Below are 17282 nucleotides of genomic sequence, written 5' to 3'. Positions count from 1 at the left end.
GCGTGCACTCCTGGGTGCCCTAACTAACAAGCGGCTTGCCGCTTTTGTATCCCACTTAAGACGGGCGTGGGACCAGAGATTGACGGCGGGCCGCCGGCGCCCTCTCCACAGCCCAGTCGCCCCGATTCGCAAAATGCGATTGGGCTTAACTCCATCTTTACCATGTTTTCCCAAGAGTGACCGGGTGCTCATGGCCCGAACTGGGTCTGAGGTATTCCGTTTCAGGTGCTTGGGATCAACCGATGGCCCGCGCGACGTCCACGTTCCAGACGCAAGACTACGGCCAGCCAGGGTCCGGCGAATGGCAGGAACTGCGCGGCGAGCTGGTGGCGCTGCTCGATCAGGTCGAAACCCAGGTGGCGCGCTCGACGCGGCCCGAGCCAACCTACCAGGGCCTGGCGGAGCGGATGCGCGACCTCAGGCACCAGGTGACGGAAGCCGAGCCCGACACGCGCCATCGCGAAGCCCTGCGCTCGGTGCAGCGGGCGATCGACAAGTTCTCCGACCGCGACGAGCCGGTAGCGCCGGTCAATCCGCGCGACACGCTCGAATCGGCGATCCAGCAGATCCGTTCGCGGCATTTCGGCGGCGCGGTCCCTGCCCCTCAGGCGCCGGCGCCGCATCCGGCGCAGCCATCGGCGCCGCAATTCGACGAATTGGCCGAAGCAGTGGGCGGGATCTCAGCCCGGCTCGAGCGGCTCGAAGGCGAACTCAAGCTGCAGGCCAAGGGGCAGACCGCCAATGTGCGGGAGATTGCCGAGCAGGTGGGCCAGCTCAGCCATGTGGTCGAGCTCCTGGCCGGCGCAGTGGGCGAAACCGGACAGGTCAAGCGGCTCGAAGCGCATATTGCCGGGCTGGCCAAGCTGGTCGCCGAAGGCCCCAAGCTCGACATGACGGCGTTGAACCAGCGCCTCGACGACGTGTCGAGAACGGTGGGCAAGCTGGCCGACCTGCAGAAGCACTATAGCGAGCGCTTCGACGCCAGCGGGCTCAATGCCCGTCTCGACGACGTCAGCGCCACGGTCGCGACACTGGCCGAACTGCAGAAGCACTATGCCGACCGCTCGGACGTGAGCGGCATGACGGCGCGCCTCGATGACGTGAGCGCGACGGTCGGCCGGCTCGCCGACCTGCAGGTGCAGTACGCCAACCGGGTCGAGAGCCCCAGGGATGGCCTCAAGGAAGCGATGGGCGCCATCGAGAATGGCGTCCGCAACATCTATGACCGGGTCGATGCGATCGAGCGGGCGATGGCCATGCCGCCGGCCGAACTCGAAAAGATCACCCAGGAACTGGGGCGGGTGGCCCAGGCAGTGCGGCAGCCGCAACAGCCGCAGGGGCTCATCGAGCTGATCGACGCGCTGAACGTCAGGATATCGGACATCGAGGTGCGGAGCGCCGAAGTCGGCGAGTTGAAGCTCGATATGGAAGCCCTGCGCGATACCGTGATGGGTGCGCTGGAGCCGCGCTTTGCCGCGCTCGAGCAGCAGCTCGAGGTGCTGACGGACCGGGTCGGCGACCGGCCGGCCGACCTGAGCATCGGCCAGCTTGAGGCGCAGGTGCGCCAACTGGTGGCACGCATGGACCAGACCGGCGAGCAGTTGACCGGCCTCGCCAAGCTCTACGCGCCGGCGCCGGCCGAAACGCCCGACTTCGAACAGTTGGCCGACCTGGTGGCGAGCCGCACCTCCGACGCGATGCGGCAGCTCGACCAGCCGGCGAAGACCGGTCTCGACGAAGCCGGCTATGCCGAGATCGAAAAGCGCGTCAGCCAGGCGATGAAGGCTGCCGCCAGGGAAAAGCCCGCCGAAGAAACCATTGCCCTCGACGCGACGATCCGCGAGGTCAACGAACGCCTGCAGCGGCTCGAGGCGTCGCTGGAGGCCAAGGCGGCGGCGCCGGGCGCGGCAGCGGCCGGCCATGCGACGTTGCCGGAGGCTCCGGTAGCAAAGCTCGAGCCGAAGCCCGCGGCCGCCGCGACTTCGAAGGCGAGCGAACCCGCCGATCCGATTGCGCCGCTGCTCGACAACCTGTCGTTCGAAGATGAGCCGCCGTCGCGGCCGCAGCCGGTCGATCTCGACGACAGCATGCCGGCCGATCCGAGTGTCGATGCACCGCTGGTCGACAAGCCGTTCGGCGACCCGAACCCGCTGCAGGCGGCGCTCGAAGCCAAGAACGGCCCACGCCTGCGTCATGCCGAGCCGGCAGGCGGACTGCCGCAGGCGCCAATCCCCTCGCTGGAGATCACCGAAGCCCGGGTGAAGCCGGTGTTCGATCCGAGCCTCGCCGAGCGCCCGCCGCAGCCGAAATCCAGCCTCGACCTGCCGGCCGAGGAGGTGTTCGTGGCGAGCCCCGCGCCCGAGGTGCGAAGCGCCGCGGCACCGGCGGATGAGCCGCCGATGCCGAACCGCAACACCTTCATCGAGGCGCATCGCCGCGCCGCACGCCAGGCTGCCGCCGGCAAGGCGGAACCAACTTCGGCAGCCGGTGGATCGCTGATCGGCAAGGCGTTTGCGCGCTTCCAGGCGACGCGAAGCGACGCTCCGGCGGTCGCCCCGGGGTCGGCGACGCTGCCGGTCAGGCCCAGCGAGGACAAGCCGCCGGTGAAGGCGGAAAAGCTCGTCGGCAACAAGGCGGCGAGCGTCGCCAAGGCCGCTGGACAGAACGATGACGGCGCAAGGAGCGGTCTGCCGTTCGGGCTGTTCAAGGCGAAAGGTGCGCGCCAATTGGCCGGCGACAAGGAACCGGCGAGCCGCTGGCAGGCCGACGAGCCGGCATCGCCCGCCGCACCGAGCCTCTTGGCGCTGGGCGCCGAGGACACCAGCCCGCCGGCCGACGACGCGGTGGCGAAACCCCAAAGCTTCCTGCTCCGTCACAAGCGGCCGATCCTGCTCGCCGCCAGCGTTGTGGCCCTCGCCTGCCTCACCATCAACCTGGTCAACCAGCGGCTGAAGCCCGCGGACGCCGATGCACCGGCGCCCGCAACCGAGGCCGCACGGGATGTCGGAGATGCGGCGCTGGCGCCGGTGCCGTTGGCTGAACAGGGGTTTGAGGCGCGGACGGTGGCGCCCGGCGCGCCGCGCGTCCTGCCGGCGATCGACAAACTGACCACGGCCTCGATCGGCAACCCGACGCCGCAGAAATTCGTCGCGTCCGCCGAAGCGCCGAAGATGCCGCAAGCCTTCGAGGCGGCGACGGATCTGGCGGCGAAAGCGCCCGCCGGAGATACGACGAAGTCCCCCGCGGTACTCGCCAGCCTCAGCGACACGGTCGCACCGCTGGCCGACAGTATGGAGAGCCCGGTAAAGTTCGACCGTCCGCCGGCGACGCTCGGCCCGGAGCCCCTGTTGGCCGCCGCCGCCAATGGCGACGTGCGCGCGCAGTTCGAGGTGGCGGCGATCTATATGGAAGGTCGCGCCGTGCCGCAGGACCTGAAGGCCGCCGCGATCTGGTACGAGCGGGCGGCCGGCCAAGGCTTCGCCCCGGCGCAGTACCGGCTCGGCAACCTCTACGAGAACGGTCGCGGCGTGGACCGGGATCTCGCGCAGGCGCGGCTGTGGTACCAGCAGGCCGCCGAGGCCGGCAACCGCATGGCGATGCACAACCTCGCGGCGCTCTATGCCGGCGGCGGGCTCGGCACACAGCAGTTCGATGCCGCCGCCAAGTGGTTCGAGGAAGCGGCGAGCCGCGGCATGAAAGACAGCCAGTTCAACCTGGGCATGCTTTATGCCCGCGGGCTGGGCGTCAAACAGGACCTCGCGGCCTCGTTCAAATGGTTCAGCCTCGCCGCCAACAAGGGCGACAAGGACGCGGCCAAGTCACGCGACGACATCGCAGCCTCGCTCGACGCGGCGACGGTGCAGAAGATGACCGCGGAAGTCGCGGCGTTCCAGCCGCAACCGATCGATTTCGTCGCCAATTTCGCGCCGATCGGCACCTGGAGCGACAAGTTCGACCCCGGCGCGCCGATCACCACCCTCAAGGTGGTCAAGGGTGTGCAGATGGCGCTGCATCAGCTCGGCTTCGATGTCGGCACGCCCGACGGCGTCGCCGGCCCCAAGACTGCAGAGGCCATCAGGGTCTTCGAACGCTCCACCGGGATGAGCGAGAGCGGCGAAATCAACCCGCGGCTGCTGGCGGTGCTGGGCAGCCAGCCTGTGTAGGTGGTGGGCGACAGTCTGGGTGTCCCCGCCGCCGTCAACCCGGCAAAACCTCTACGCGCCAAGTAGGGATACACTGCTCACGGACGGCCAACGGTGCACGAGAAAGGGCCCAAGCTCGGTGTCATCCCCGCGAAAGCGGGGACGTCGGTTTGCGATCGTGCCAAGGCCAAGAAAACAGAGGTTCCCGCTTTCGCGGGAATGACCCGGTGGGTACGGCGCGACCAGCGCGGTTCGCGCCAAGCCAACCGAGCAGTGGGTCCCGACTTTCGTCGGGATGACGGCCCGTGGGCAGGGTGAGCTCATATCAAAACAAAAGTCCGCTTCGAGCCGAAGCGGACTTTGGAACGAACCGGTCCCAACCCCTTTGGCGTCGGGACCGGCAATGTGGCCATTCATGCCGCCAACCGCAGCGCGGGACGCTTGTCGGTGGCGTGCTCGACGGCCCAGTTGAGGGCGAGATCGGCAACAGCTTCCCAGCCCTTGTCCATCAAGGTCCAGTGCGAACGATCCTCGAAGATCTTCAGTTCGGTCGTCGAAGCGGCCTGCTTCTGCTTGCGGTAGATGGCTTCGGTCATCGAAGCATCGGCGATCAGGTCCTTGCCGCCGCCGATGAGCAGCAGTGGCGCGCGGTTCTGCTTCGACCAATCGATCAGCATCGGGTTGATCACACCGTCCCAATAGACCTTGCCGGGGGTCGGCACGATGTAGCGCTCGTACTTTTCCTGCGGGTTGGGTTCGGTCTGGGCAAAGCGCGTCGAGAAGAACTTCAGTGACATCCGCTTGACCTTGTTCCAGCTGAGCAGGTCGCCGAACACCGGCAGCGCCGAGACGATGGCCTCACGGCCAAGAGGTACGCCGGGAGTGGGAGCGGGGTCGATGGCGACGCCCGAGACCCCAAGGCCGCGGGCCAGCAACTGCTGCACGAAGACGCCGCCGAGCGAATGCCCGATCAGGATCGGCTGTTCCGGCAAAGCGCGGATGATCCTGTCGAGGTGGTCGACAATCTCGCGCTGGCCGGTCTTGGCCAGCTCCGGAGCCGGGTTGGCCCGCAGTGCCGAGGGAGCACGATCATCGAACGGCCAGTCGGGGGTGAGCACGGTGTAGCCCTTGGCTTCGTAGCGGGCCTTCACATTTTCCCAGCTGAGGCTGTTGAGCCAGGCGCCGTGGATCAGAACGATGGTCTTGGTCATTTTGGGTCACTCCTTGGTTCCGACGAACCCTTGTCCGCCGCGATGTGATGACCCTAAGCTGCGCCCAGATCGGCGACGATTGCCGCAACTGACATTGTCGGAGCCAGAAGTGACAAAGACGACGGACGCGGTCAGGCACACCGAAATCGGCCTGCTGCTCTATCCTGGTTGCGCCATGGCCTCGGTGCATGGACTGACCGATGCCTTCCAGGTTGCCAACGACTACGCCCGCCAGCATGGCGGCGGCGACCGCATCCGCATCAGCCACTGGCAGATGGGCGAAAGCGGCTTCGCCCGCAGTTACGACAGCGATCCCGGGGGCGGTCGACCCGAGTACATCGTCATCCCCGGCCGGCTGGCCGACCCGCTGACCGCCGACGAGGCGAGCGATTTCGTCGGCTGGCTGCGCGAGCGCCACGGCACCGGCGCCACCATCGCCTCGATCTGTGGCGGTGCCTTCATGCTGGGATATACCGGGCTGCTGTCCGGCCGGCGGGCGACGACGCACTGGCTTTACGCCGAAGCCTTCGCTGCTGCCTTTCCCGATGTCGAGGTCAGCCCCGGCGACATCATCGTCGAGGACGGCGATATCATCACGGCGGGTGGCATGCTGGCCTGGACCGATCTCGGGCTGCGGCTCATCCATCGCGTGCTCGGCCCCACGGTGATGGGCGACGCCGCGAAGTTTCTCCTCGTCGACCCGGCCGGCCGCGAACAGCGCCACTACTCGACCTTTGCGCCGCGCCTGGCGCATGGCGACGACGCCGTGCTCAAGGTGCAGCACTGGTTGCAGGCGCACCGGAGCGAGGAGATCAATGTTCCGGACCTGGCAGAACGAGCCGGGCTCGAGACACGCACCTTTCTCCGCCGCTTCCACAAGGCCACGGGGCTGAGACCGACGGAGTATGTGCAGGCGTTGCGCATCGCGCTGGCGCGCGAGCGGCTGGAGTTCAGCCGCGACACCGTGGAACGCATCGCCTGGAACGTCGGCTACAAGGATCCCTCCGCCTTCCGGAGGGTCTTCCAGAAGGTCACCGGGCTCTCGGCCAGCGCCTATCGCGACCGCTTCGGCGCGGCGCTGCGCGCCTGAACCGGGACGCGTTGACACGGCGCGCGACGGGGACTAGCTTCCCGTCGCCTGCGGAACAGAGAGGAGGCGTGCAATGACTGACATTGTGGGAAACGTCCTCCGTCGCGCCGCCGCGTAGCATCCGCACACCAGGGATTCCGGCTGGCGCCTTCATGGCCCTGATCCAAGGAATTCCATCTTGCTCGAACAATTCGGCTGGAGCGATGCGCTTCAGCAGCAATTCACCGCCCATGCCGCCCAGGGGTTACTCCCGGGGCGGGTGATGGTCCAGCAGCGCGGTCTCTATGAGATCGTCACCGAGCTCGGCGAACTAACCGCCACGTTGGCGGGCAGGCTTGCCCACGACGCCGAGGACGGGGCGCTTCCCGTCACCGGCGACTGGGTCGCGGTGCTGGCGCGCCCCGGCGAGGGGAGCGCCTCCATTCAGCATGTGCTGCCCCGCAGCAGCATCTTCACCCGTCGCGCCAGCGGCCCGGGCGCCCCGCGCGGTCAGGTGGTCGCCGTCAACGTCGACGTGGCGCTGCTTGCCGCGTCGATGAATGCCGATCTCAATGCCCGCCGCATCGAACGCTATCTCGCCACCGCCTGGGAGAGCGGGGCCGCACCGGTGGTGGTGCTGACCAAGGCCGATATGAGCAGCGACGCCGCCGCCCGGCTGGCCGAGATCGAGGCAGTGGCGATGGGCGCTCCGGTGCTCGCCGTGTCGGCGCTGACCGGGGACGGCCTCGAGGCCTTGCGCGGCTACCTGCAGCCGGGACGCACCGCGGTGCTGCTCGGCAGTTCGGGCGTCGGCAAGTCGACGCTGGTCAATGCCCTGGCCGGCCGGCAGCAGATGGCGACGCAGGCGATCCGCGAGGATGATGCGCGTGGCCGTCACACTACGACGCACCGGGAACTGGTGCTGCTGCCCTCGGGGGCGCTGATCCTCGATACGCCCGGGATGCGCGAACTCGGGCTGTGGGATGCGAGCGAGGGCATGTCTGCCGCCTTTGCCGATATCGAGGCGCTGGCGGCGCAATGCCGCTTCCGGGACTGCGGACATGACAGCGAGCCGGGCTGCGCAATCGTCGAGGCGCTGGCGAACGGTACGCTCGATGCGTCGCGCTGGCGCGCCTATGGCAAGCTGCAGCGTGAGCTGGAGTTCCAGCATGGCAAGGAGGACCCGAAGGCGCATGCTGAAAGCCGCAAGCTCCGGCTGCAGCGCTTCAAGATGCATCGTGCCGAGATGAAGTTCCGCAAGCGGCTGGAGTGAGAGGGCGCCGTCGCCCTCCCAATCCCGACCCACCCGGTAGGCTAACCTCGCCTTTGCACTTTGCTGCTAATGCTCGGTGGCATTTCGCGAAAAACCGTCGCATTTCCGTCGCGGCCCCACGCTAGAGCCTCGGGAATGCCCTAGTGCTATTGGACGCCTCACGTGCAGGTCTATCTGCCGATCGCCGAGCTTTCGATGAACCTGTTCTTCCTGGTGGGGATCGGGGGAGCGGTCGGGTTCCTGTCGGGGCTGTTCGGGGTGGGCGGCGGCTTCCTGCTCACGCCGCTGCTGATCTTTTCGGGCGTCCCCTCCTCGGTAGCGGTGGCTTCGGTGACCGGGCAGGTGGTGGCGGCCTCGACCTCGGGGGCGCTCAGCTACTACCGACGCGGGCAGATCGACCTGCATATGGCGCTGTACCTGGTGCTTTCCGGCGTCCTGGGTGCATTCGGCGGGGTCGCCACCTTCCAGGTGCTGCGCGCCGCGGGCCAGCTCGACCTCGTCATTTCGCTCGGCTTCCTGATCCTGCTCGGCTTCGTCGGCACCCTGATGTTGATCGAGGCCGGGCGCGCCATCATGAAGCGGCGCGCCGGCATCGTGGTGCGGGAGAAGCTGCCCAACCAGCACAACTGGTTCCACGGCCTGCCCTGGCGCGTCAGGTTCAAGAAGTCGCGGCTCTATATTTCGGTGATCCCGGTGCTGACGCTGGGCGTCGCGATCGGCTTCGTCGGCTCGCTGCTCGGCATCGGCGGCGGCTTCATCCTGGTGCCGGCGCTGGTCTACATCCTGCGCATGCCCGGCAACATGGTGATCGGCACCTCGCTGCTGCAGGTGGTGGCGATGATGGCGGCGACGACGATCCTGCATGCCGTTTCCAGCCAGAGCGTCGATATCCTGCTCGCCTTCTGCCTGATGGTGGGCGGTACGGTAGGGGCGCAGTTCGGCGCCTCGGCCGGCAAGTACCTGCGCGGCGAGCAACTGCGCGCGCTCCTCGCCATCCTCGTCCTCGCCGTCGCCATCCGCTTCGGGCTCAGCCTGGTGCTGACCCCGGGCGATGTCTATTCGACCGCCGTGATCGGCGCGTCGGGGGTCATCTGATGCGCCCGCTGCTGCTCGCGCTGGCGCTGGTCCTCGCTGCCTCGCCGGCATGGGCGGAACGGCTGGTGACCCAGGTCAGCCAGGATGAGGTCTCGATCACCTCGAGCTTTGCCGGCCAGACGCTGACGCTGTTCGGCTCGATCGAGCCGGAGGTAGGGGCCGAGCAGCGCTTCGTCGAGGGGCCCTATCACGCCATCATCACCATTACCGGGCCGCTGCAGAACCGGGTGGCGCGGCGCAAGACCAACCAGTTCGGCATCTGGCTCAACACCTCGCAGGCCGAGTTCGAGCGCTTCCCCTCGTTTTACCAGGTGCTGAGCGATGCGCCGCTGAGCAACATCACCGACCCGATCACCCTGGCCGAGAAGGAAATCCCGCTCGACAGCCAAGCGCGCTACACCGCCAAGGCGGGCTGGTGGGACGCCACGGTGTTCGGCGGCGAGCTGACCCGGTTGATGCAGCAGAAGGGCATGTTCAAGCTCAACGAGAACGGCGTGGTGTTCCGCTCCGACACCTTCTACTTCGCCCAGGTGGTGCTGCCCTCGGATGCGCCGCCGGGGCCTTATCTGGCGCACACCTACCTGATCAAGAACGGCAAGGTGATCGCCGAGAAATCCGATGGGTTCTCGGTGCGCAAGATCGGCTTCGAGCGCTTCCTCGGCCAATCGGCACGCACGCAGCCTTTGCTCTACGGCCTGGTCTGCGTGGCGCTGGCGCTGTTCACCGGCTGGCTCGGCGGCGTGGTGTTCAAGCGGTAGGGCAAGTTCGCCGCCGTCCCTCCATCTCTACGCGAAGGGCCGTAGGAGGGGTGAAGCGGTGCGACATGCTTGACGAGCCAGCATACTGAGAGGCTGAACCCCTCACCCAAGTTTCGCTACGGACCAAGCGGTCCTAGCTGCACTACCCTCTCCCCTCAGGGGAGAGGGCCAGAACTCCGGTCCGCGGATTTGTTGAACCGCCTAGTTCTCGAGCTTGATGTCGCTGCCGCTGCTCGACTCCTGATCGACCTCGGCCGGGTTGCCGTAGATGGTGAGGTCGGAGCCCGAGGAGGCGTTGGCCTTGATCGACTGCGAGGCATGGACTTCGAGGTCGGAGCCGGAGGACGAATTGGCGTCCATGGTGGCGCAGAGCAGCTTTTCGGCATCGAGGTCCGAGCCGGACGAGGCATTGGCCTTGCCGTCCTCGCAGGTGCCGTCGATCTTCAGCCCGGCGCCGGACGAGGCATTGAGCTCGATGGCTTTGCCGGCGACGGCGCGCAGCGTCAGGTCGGCGCCGCTGGACGAATTGAACTTCAGCGTATCGCCAGAGACACCGGTCGCCTCGATATCGGCACCGGCGCTCGCATCGACGCGGCTGAGCGCCGGCACGGTGATCGTGAGCTTGACCTGATCGCGGCTGCCGAAGCTGAAGATGTCGAAAAAGCTCCAGTCATAATAGGCCTTCAGCGTATTGCCCTCGACCTTGAGCTGCAGGTCGTCGAGCAGGCGCTTGTCCTTGGCCTCGGCGGTGATCGACTGGGTGCCGCCCACGGTGACGATGGCATCGATCCCGGACGAGACATCGAGCGCGCCGAAGGCCGGCAGCTCGATGTTGCGGGTTTCGGCAAAAGCCGGCGCGGCGAGGAGCAGCAGCGCCGTGGCTGCGGCGGTCAGTTTCACGATCCCATGCATGTCGATTGTCCCGTTCCCGTTTGAAGCTGACACGTGGGTGGTGTGTTACTTGCCGATCAAGGGTTCGGAACGAGAATATTTGGGGGTGCGTGCCCGGGCCGCTTCACCAGGCCTCGTAGCCCGTCACCAGGCGCTTCGGGCTCACCGGATAGACCCGGCCCCGCCCGATCATCGCAACCTCCAGAGTCGGCCAATGCAGCAGGCCGACAAAGGCGGGGCTCAGGATATTGAGGCTGCCGGTCGCTGCGCCATAGGCAGGCAGCACCAGCAGCCGGCCATCGTGGACGAAACAGGGGCGGCGGATCGATCGGCCGTTCATCGCCACATGCGCGGCGGGATGGAGGTGACCGGCGACGACGCCCTGCCCCGGCTTGGGCTCATGCGTCAGCGTCAGCCCGGCGCGGTCGAGGCCAGTGACGCAGATGCCGCCGAGGCTGTGCGGCGCCGGGTCGTGGTTGCCGGAAATCCAGGTCCAGCGCGCCTTGCCCATCAGCGCCGCCAGGCGCAGGCGATCGGCGGGCTGCAGCGTCGAAGTGCCTTCGTCACGATGAAAACTGTCGCCGAGCGCGATCACTTCGCCGGCGCCGGTCGCCGCGATATCGGCCTCGAGGCGGCGAAGCGTCAGGCCTGTGTCGTAGGGCGGCAACAGGCTGCCGCGTTTGGCATAGGAGGAGAGCTTTTCGAGGTGCAGGTCGGCGACCAGCAGCACGCCTTCGGCGGCCCACCAGAGGGCACCCGAGGGCAGTGGCTCGAAGCTGTGACCGGCGAAAAGCAGGTGCACGGGGTCGCCCTTGTCGTCGATCGGGGCAGTGCGTGCTGCCCAGGCAGAAGTCAATTCGCCCGTTTCCTCATCTCGGGGCTAACGCCCATGGCTTCGGCGATCAGCTCCTCGGCAGCTTCGGCCATGGTGCTTTCGCGGGCCTCGCCGACCACCGGAACTTTTCCGATATCGAGCAATACCGGTACCGCCAATGGCGAGATTCGGTCGAGCGGCTTATGCACGATGTGGCGCTTGATGCGGGCGAGCATGTGGCCGAGCCGCTCGATATCGAGCAGCCCGCGCGCCGCGTCACGGCGGGTGGCCTGGATGAGGATGTGGTCGGGCTCGTGCTGGTAGAGCACATCGTAGATGATGTCGGAGGAGACGGTGATCTGCCGGCCGGTCTTTTCCTTCTGGCCCGGATGCCGGCGCTCGATCAGCCCGGCGATGATGGCGCAGTTGCGGAAGGTGCGGCGCATCAGCTGGCTTTCGTCGAGCCAGGCCTCGAGGTCGTCGCCCAGCATGTCCTCGTCGAACAGGTCGTCGAGCGACAACCTGCCGGTGCGGATCAGCGCCGAGAAATCGCCGAGGCCCCAGACGGCGAGCGAGTAGTCGGAGGCGACGAAACCGAGCGGGCGGGCGCGCGCCCGCTCCAGCCGCCGGGTCAGCAGCATGCCGAGCGTCTGGTGCGCCAGCCGCCCTTCGAACGGGTAGCAGACGAGGTAATTCTGCGCGCCGCGCGGGAAGGTTTCGACCAGCAGCGAGTCCTGGGCCGGCAGGATCGAGGCTTCCTGCTGCAGGCGCAGCCAGTCGCTCACCTGGTCGGGCAACAGGTGCCATTCGTCGGGATGAGCGAGGAGTTTGCGGACACCGTCGGCAAGGAAGGTGGAGAGCGGGAACTTGCCGCCCATGTAAGATGGGATTTTCGGGTCCTTGCCCTGCGAGCGGCTGACATAGGCCTCGCTCTCGAACATCCCCTCGTAGGCGACGATCTCGGAGCCGAACAGGAAGGTGTCGCCCTTGGTGAGGGTAGTGAAAAAATACTCCTCCATCTCGCCCAGGACCCGGCCGAAGCGACCGATGGGTCCGGTGGTGGCGCCCCTGGTGAAGCCACGCCCCTTGACCAGCCGAACCTTGACCATCGGCTCCTCGACGATGGTGCCGATATTGAGCCGGTACTGTTGCGCCACCTGCGGGTTGGCGATGCGGAACTTGCCGTCGCCGGTCTGGCGCAGTTTGGCGTAGCGCTCGTAGGCGCGCAGCGCATAGCCGCCGGTGGCGACGAAATCGACGGTGCGCTCGAACTGCTCCCAGCTCAGCTCGCGATACGGCCAGGCGCGGCGGATCTCGGCATGCAGCGCCACCGGATCGAAGGCATCGGCGCAGGCGCTGCCGAGGATGTGCTGCGCCAGCACGTCGAGCCCTCCGGAAACCGGATCCTCGCTGTCCTGCTGGTTGTGCTCGACGGCCTCGAGCGCCGCTTCGCACTCCAGGACCTCGAAGCGATTGGAGGGCACGAACAGCGCCTTGCTGGGCTCGTCCAGCCGGTGATTGGCGCGGCCGATGCGCTGCAGCATGCGGGAAGAGCCCTTGGGGGCGCCCACCTGCACGACGAGGTCGACATCGCCCCAGTCGATGCCGAGATCGAGCGTCGAAGTACAGACCACGGCGCGCAGCCGGCCCTCCGACATCGCAGCCTCGACCTTGCGGCGCTGCTCCACCGCCAGCGAGCCGTGATGCATGGCGATGGGCAGCATGTCTTCGTTGGCTTGCCACAGTTCCTGAAACAGCATCTCGGCCTGCGAGCGGGTGTTGACGAACAGCAGCGTGGTCTTGTGCTGCTTGATGGTGCGGTAGAGGTCGGGGATGGCGTAGAGCGAGGAATGCCCCGCCCAGGGGATTACCTCGGCGGACTTCAGAATCTCGATATGCGGCTTGGCGCCGCCCTGCCCCATCAGCAGCCGCGCCTCGGCGCCCGGCACCGGGCTCGCGATCCAGTCGCGCAGCAGGTCCGGGCGGGCGACGGTGGCGCTGAGCGCGGTGATCCGCAATTGCGGCGCGAGCGTGCCGAGGCGGGCAACGCCCAGCGACATCAGCTCACCGCGCTTGTTGGTGACCATGGCGTGCAGCTCGTCGAGCACGACACGGCGGAGCGAACCGAACAGTTTTGGCGCGTCCGGATGGCTCAGCAACAGCGCCAGCTGTTCGGGCGTGGTAAGGAGGATCTGGGGCGGATCGAAGCGCTGCCGCTGGCGGCGATGCGACGGGGTGTCACCGGTGCGGGCCTCGACGCGGATGCCGAGGCCCATCTCGGAGATCGGCGTCATCAGGTTGCGCTGCACGTCCACCGCCAGCGCCTTCAGTGGCGACAGGTAAAGCGTATGAAGGCCCGGCCGCGGGTGCTCGATCAGATCGTTGAGGGTGGGGAGGAAACCCGCCAGGGTCTTGCCGGCGCCGGTGGGGGCGATCAGCAGCGCGGAATCCCCCGCCTCGGTGGCCTCGAGCACCGCCAACTGATGCGCACGCGGCGCCCAGCCCTTGCCGGCGAACCAGTCGGTGATCTCTGAACGGAGGGGCAAGGGGCGTTCCCGGTTTGTGCACAGTATGGGGGGAGTGGGTCGAACGAGCAAGAGCCGAGGGAGACGGCCCCCTCCCGTCCTCCCCCATGAAGGGGGAGGTGAAGAGTCGAGCTTGTGGCTCGATCGTGCCCACGAACCGGCGGGGCACCTCCCCCTTCATGGGGGAGGATGGGAGGGGGTCGTCTGTCGCAATGGAATCCGCTACGCCACTCCGCGGAGGATCTACCGATGAATGACAACGAGCAGCAGGAGCTCAAGCTGACGCCGGAGCAGGTGCTGGCCTGGCTGGTCGAGCGCGCCGCGGCGGTGTCGGCCAACCGCACCGGCAGAGTCGCCATCGGCCTTGCCGGCGGTCCCGGCGTCGGCAAATCGACGCTCGCCGTGCAACTGGTCGAGGCCCTGAACCGTGCCAAGCCGGGCAGCGCTGCCTACGTGCCGATGGACGGCTTCCACATGCTGCACGCCAAGCTCGAGAGCTTGGGCACGGTCAAGGACAAGGGGGCGCCCCACACCTTCGAAGGCGGCGCCTTCGCCGATTTCCTCGAGGGGCTGAAAGCCGCCGACGGCCCGGTGAGTGGTCCGGGCTATTCGCGCGAGATCGAGGACGTGGTGCTCGATGCCTTCATCGTGCCGGCGGCGGTGAAAATGCTGGTGGTCGAGGGCAACTACCTGCTGCTCGGCAACGCGCCATGGTGGCGGATCAAGCCGCTGCTCGACCTCTCGGTGTTCGTCGACCTGCCACGCGACACGGTGCGGGAGCGCCTGTTGAAGCGCCATGGCGAACACGGACTGTTTACCGCCGAGCGCAACCGGCAGCATGTCGAGCGCGTCGACCTCGCCAATTACGACCTGGTGAAACGCTCCCGCGGCCGTGCCGATATCGTCATAGACCTTCTCACCGAGCACTGATCTTGACCCGACCGACCTATCCGTTCGACGTGCGCTCGCGCGACGTCTGGGCCATTGCGCTGCCCGCTTCCGTCGCCTTCATCACCGAGCCTCTGGCCGGACTGGTGGATATCACTGTGATCGGCCGGCAGGGCGACGCTGCAATGCTGGGCGGCGTGGTGCTGGGCGCGCTGGTGTTCGATTTCATCTTCTCGATGGCGTATTTCTTGAGGACCGGCACCGCCGGGCTCACGGCGCAGGCGATCGGGGCGCGCGATCCGCGCGACGGGCTGCTGCATGTGGCGCGCGCCATCGGTATCGGGGTGATCGCCGCGGCGCTGATGCTTGCGCTGCAGTTGCCACTGCTGGCGCTCGCCAACCTCGCCATGGCTCCAACCGCGGGCGTCGCCGAGGCCATGCAGCAGTATTTCGAGGTCCGCATCTGGGCGGCGCCGTTCTCGCTGATCAACTATGCGCTGCTCGGCTGGTTCTATGGCCGCGCCCAGGCCAAGACCGGCATGATGCTGCAGATGCTGATCCATGGGATCGACATCCCGCTGTCGATCCTGTTCGTGATGAGTTTCGGCTGGGGCCCGCATGGGGCGGCGCTGGCAACGGTGATTGGCCAGGCCGTGGCGTGCCTTGTCGGCCTCTGGCTGCTGGCGGGCCATTTTGGCGGGCTCCGCAAGGTCATGGCGATGATCGTGCCGGACGAACTGCTCCACGGCCATGCGCTGCGCCGCATGTTCGGGTTGAGCCGCGACCTGATGATCCGCTCCATCGCGCTGATGGGCGCCTATGCCTATTTCGCGGCGCAGGGCTCGCGGCTGGGCGAGGTGCCGCTGGCCGCCAACGCGATCCTCCTCAACTTCCTGATGATCTCGGGTTTCTTCCTCGATGGCATCGCGCAGGCGGCCGAGCAACTCTGCGGCAAGGCAGTGGGCGCCAACTGGCGGCCCGCCTTCGACCGAGCCTATGCGCTGGCCTTTGGCTGGGGGACGCTGATCGCGGTGGGGCTGGCGCTGGTCTGGTTTGCCGGCGGCTGGTACCTGATCGACTTCATGACCACGAGCGAGCCGGTGCGCGAATACGCCCGGATGTTCCTGTGGATCGCAGCGCTCTCCTCGCTCACCGGCATGCCGGCCTTCGTGTTCGACGGGATCTTGGTGGGCGTGACGCTCAACACGGTGATGCGCAACGGCATGGTGCTGGCCCTGGCTTTCTTCCTCGCCGTCGCCGTGGTGCTGCAGGGGGCTCTCGGCAATACCGGGCTATGGATCTCGATCCACCTGTTCTTCCTCTGCCGCGCCGGGTTCTACTGGTGGGCGCTGGAGCGGAAGAAAGCGGGTCTGTTTAGTGCCTGACTGATGGGCTGGTGGCTGTGGACCCCCACCCCTGTCCCCTCCCCGCAAGGGGGAGGGAGACCCTTCCACTGACATTGAGGCCAGCGTCTCCCTCCCCCTGTTTCAGGGGGAGCGGCCAGGGGTTGGGGTCAGCCCGCACCGGCTCCTACAGCGACGCCTTCCCGCTCGCCCACTCCGCCGTGGTCAGCCCGGTCAGCTCCGACACCGACTTCAGCCCACGGCTCCGCACGGCGGCGCTCAGTCCGCGCTTCAGCCGGTCGAGCAGGTCGAGCCCGCCGAACACCAGCGCCGAGTAGAGCTGGATCGCGTCGGCGCCGGCCTCGAACTTGGCCACCGCACTTTCGGGCGAGTGGATGCCGCCGACGCCGACGATCGGCAGCGTTCCTACCCGCTGGCGGACCTGCGCCAGTTTCTGCGTCGCGAGGTTGAACAACGGCTTGCCGGAGAGCCCGCCGGTTTCGGTGGCGTTCTCCATGCCCTGCACCGGGTCGCGGCTCAGCGTCGTGTTGGAGACGATCAGCCCATCGAGATCGGTGGCCAGCACCACTTTAGCGATGCCGTCGAGCGCCTTCTCGTCGAGATCGGGCGCGATCTTCAGCAGCACCGGCACGCGCACCGAGGCCTTGGAGCGGGCCTGCAGCACCGCCGCCAGCAGACGGGTCAGCGCCTCGTCGGCCTGGAGGTTCCTGAGGCCCGGCGTGTTGGGGGAAGAGATATTGACCGTCAGGTAGTCGGCGACATCGGCAAAGCGGGTGACGCCGGTGACGTAGTCGGCGACGAAATCCTCGGAATCCTTGTTGGCCCCGATATTGACCCCGAGGATGGCGCCGACATGGGCGCCCTTCAGCCTGGCAAAGGCCGCGTCATGGCCTTCGTTGTTGAAGCCCATGCGGTTGATCACGCCATCGGCAGGGTTGACGCGGAACAGCCGCGGCTTGGGGTTGCCCGACTGCGGGCGCGGCGTCACCGTGCCGACCTCCACCATGCCAAACCCCATGCGCGCCAATGGCTTTGGCACTTCGGCATTCTTGTCGAAGCCGGCCGCCATGCCGACGGGGTTGCGGAGCTCGAGCCCGCAAAGGCTGGTGCGCAGTTCGGGCGGATCGGCGCCCTCCTGTTCGGGCGCCAGCCCGAGCCGCAGCGCCGCTATGGTGGCGCCATGGGCGATCTCGGGGTCCATCTTCAACAGCGTGTCGCGGGTCAGGCCGGAGACCAGCGGCATGCGCAGCAG

General features: G+C 67.2%; 12 protein-coding genes. 7 read left to right on the top strand and 5 right to left on the bottom strand.

Features of this window, described 5'->3' with window-relative positions:
- The first annotated feature begins 242 nt into the window (after positions 1–242).
- On the top strand, positions 243–4163 hold the full coding sequence (locus APS40_RS16170; RefSeq protein ID WP_055048035.1) for a peptidoglycan-binding protein: 3921 nt from the start codon (positions 243–245) through the stop codon (positions 4161–4163).
- 392 nt (positions 4164–4555) lie between these two features.
- Here the strand turns inward: APS40_RS16170 and APS40_RS16165 are convergent, their stop codons facing one another.
- Positions 4556–5353, bottom strand: coding sequence for an alpha/beta hydrolase (locus APS40_RS16165; protein WP_055048034.1), 798 nt, complete (start codon positions 5351–5353; stop codon positions 4556–4558).
- Positions 5354–5462: 109 nt separating this feature from the next.
- Here APS40_RS16165 and APS40_RS16160 point away from each other — a divergent pair, with 109 nt between their 5' ends.
- From APS40_RS16160 to APS40_RS16145, 4 genes are all read left to right on the top strand, one after another.
- Positions 5463–6443, top strand: coding sequence for a GlxA family transcriptional regulator (locus tag APS40_RS16160; RefSeq protein ID WP_442855809.1), 981 nt, complete (start codon positions 5463–5465; stop codon positions 6441–6443).
- Positions 6444–6621: 178 nt separating this feature from the next.
- Entirely contained in the window at positions 6622–7695 is a 1074-nt protein-coding gene (gene rsgA / locus APS40_RS16155) for a ribosome small subunit-dependent GTPase A (protein ID WP_055048033.1), read from the top strand.
- Between the two features lie 162 nt (positions 7696–7857).
- Positions 7858–8790, top strand: coding sequence for a sulfite exporter TauE/SafE family protein (locus tag APS40_RS16150; protein ID WP_055048032.1), 933 nt, complete (start codon positions 7858–7860; stop codon positions 8788–8790).
- Complete coding sequence (locus APS40_RS16145; RefSeq protein ID WP_055048031.1) at positions 8790–9548, top strand: TIGR02186 family protein; 759 nt, start codon at positions 8790–8792, stop codon at positions 9546–9548. The genes APS40_RS16150 and APS40_RS16145 overlap by 1 nt, the downstream gene beginning before the upstream one ends.
- 201 nt (positions 9549–9749) lie before the next feature.
- On the opposite strand, the gene APS40_RS16140 is transcribed toward APS40_RS16145, so the two are convergent.
- The 3 genes from APS40_RS16140 to APS40_RS16130 form a co-directional block, all read right to left on the bottom strand.
- Complete coding sequence (locus APS40_RS16140; RefSeq protein ID WP_055048030.1) at positions 9750–10460, bottom strand: head GIN domain-containing protein; 711 nt, start codon at positions 10458–10460, stop codon at positions 9750–9752.
- A gap of 103 nt (positions 10461–10563) precedes the next feature.
- On the bottom strand, positions 10564–11295 hold the full coding sequence (gene pdeM, locus APS40_RS16135) for a ligase-associated DNA damage response endonuclease PdeM (protein ID WP_055048029.1): 732 nt from the start codon (positions 11293–11295) through the stop codon (positions 10564–10566).
- Positions 11292–13826: a ligase-associated DNA damage response DEXH box helicase gene (locus APS40_RS16130; RefSeq protein WP_055049693.1), complete on the bottom strand. Its 2535-nt coding sequence runs from the start codon at positions 13824–13826 to the stop codon at positions 11292–11294. The genes pdeM and APS40_RS16130 overlap by 4 nt, the downstream gene beginning before the upstream one ends.
- Before the next feature lie 201 nt (positions 13827–14027).
- Between APS40_RS16130 and APS40_RS16125 the strand changes: the two genes are divergently transcribed.
- Both APS40_RS16125 and APS40_RS16120 read left to right on the top strand, forming a co-directional pair.
- A complete protein-coding gene (locus tag APS40_RS16125) occupies positions 14028–14708 on the top strand; it encodes a hypothetical protein (protein ID WP_055048028.1) in 681 nt (226 codons plus the stop codon).
- A 2-nt stretch (positions 14709–14710) separates the two neighbouring features.
- Entirely contained in the window at positions 14711–16051 is a 1341-nt protein-coding gene (locus APS40_RS16120; protein ID WP_055048027.1) for an MATE family efflux transporter, read from the top strand.
- A 145-nt stretch (positions 16052–16196) separates the two neighbouring features.
- On the opposite strand, the gene APS40_RS16115 is transcribed toward APS40_RS16120, so the two are convergent.
- A complete protein-coding gene (locus tag APS40_RS16115; protein ID WP_055049692.1) occupies positions 16197–17273 on the bottom strand; it encodes a quinone-dependent dihydroorotate dehydrogenase in 1077 nt (358 codons plus the stop codon).
- Between the last annotated feature and the right edge of the window lie 9 nt (positions 17274–17282).

It is taken from the genome of Devosia sp. A16, assembly GCF_001402915.1.
Lineage (GTDB): Bacteria > Pseudomonadota > Alphaproteobacteria > Rhizobiales > Devosiaceae > Devosia_A.
Note: the sequence above shows the minus strand (reverse complement) of the source record. Positions and strands in the feature narration are given on the sequence as shown.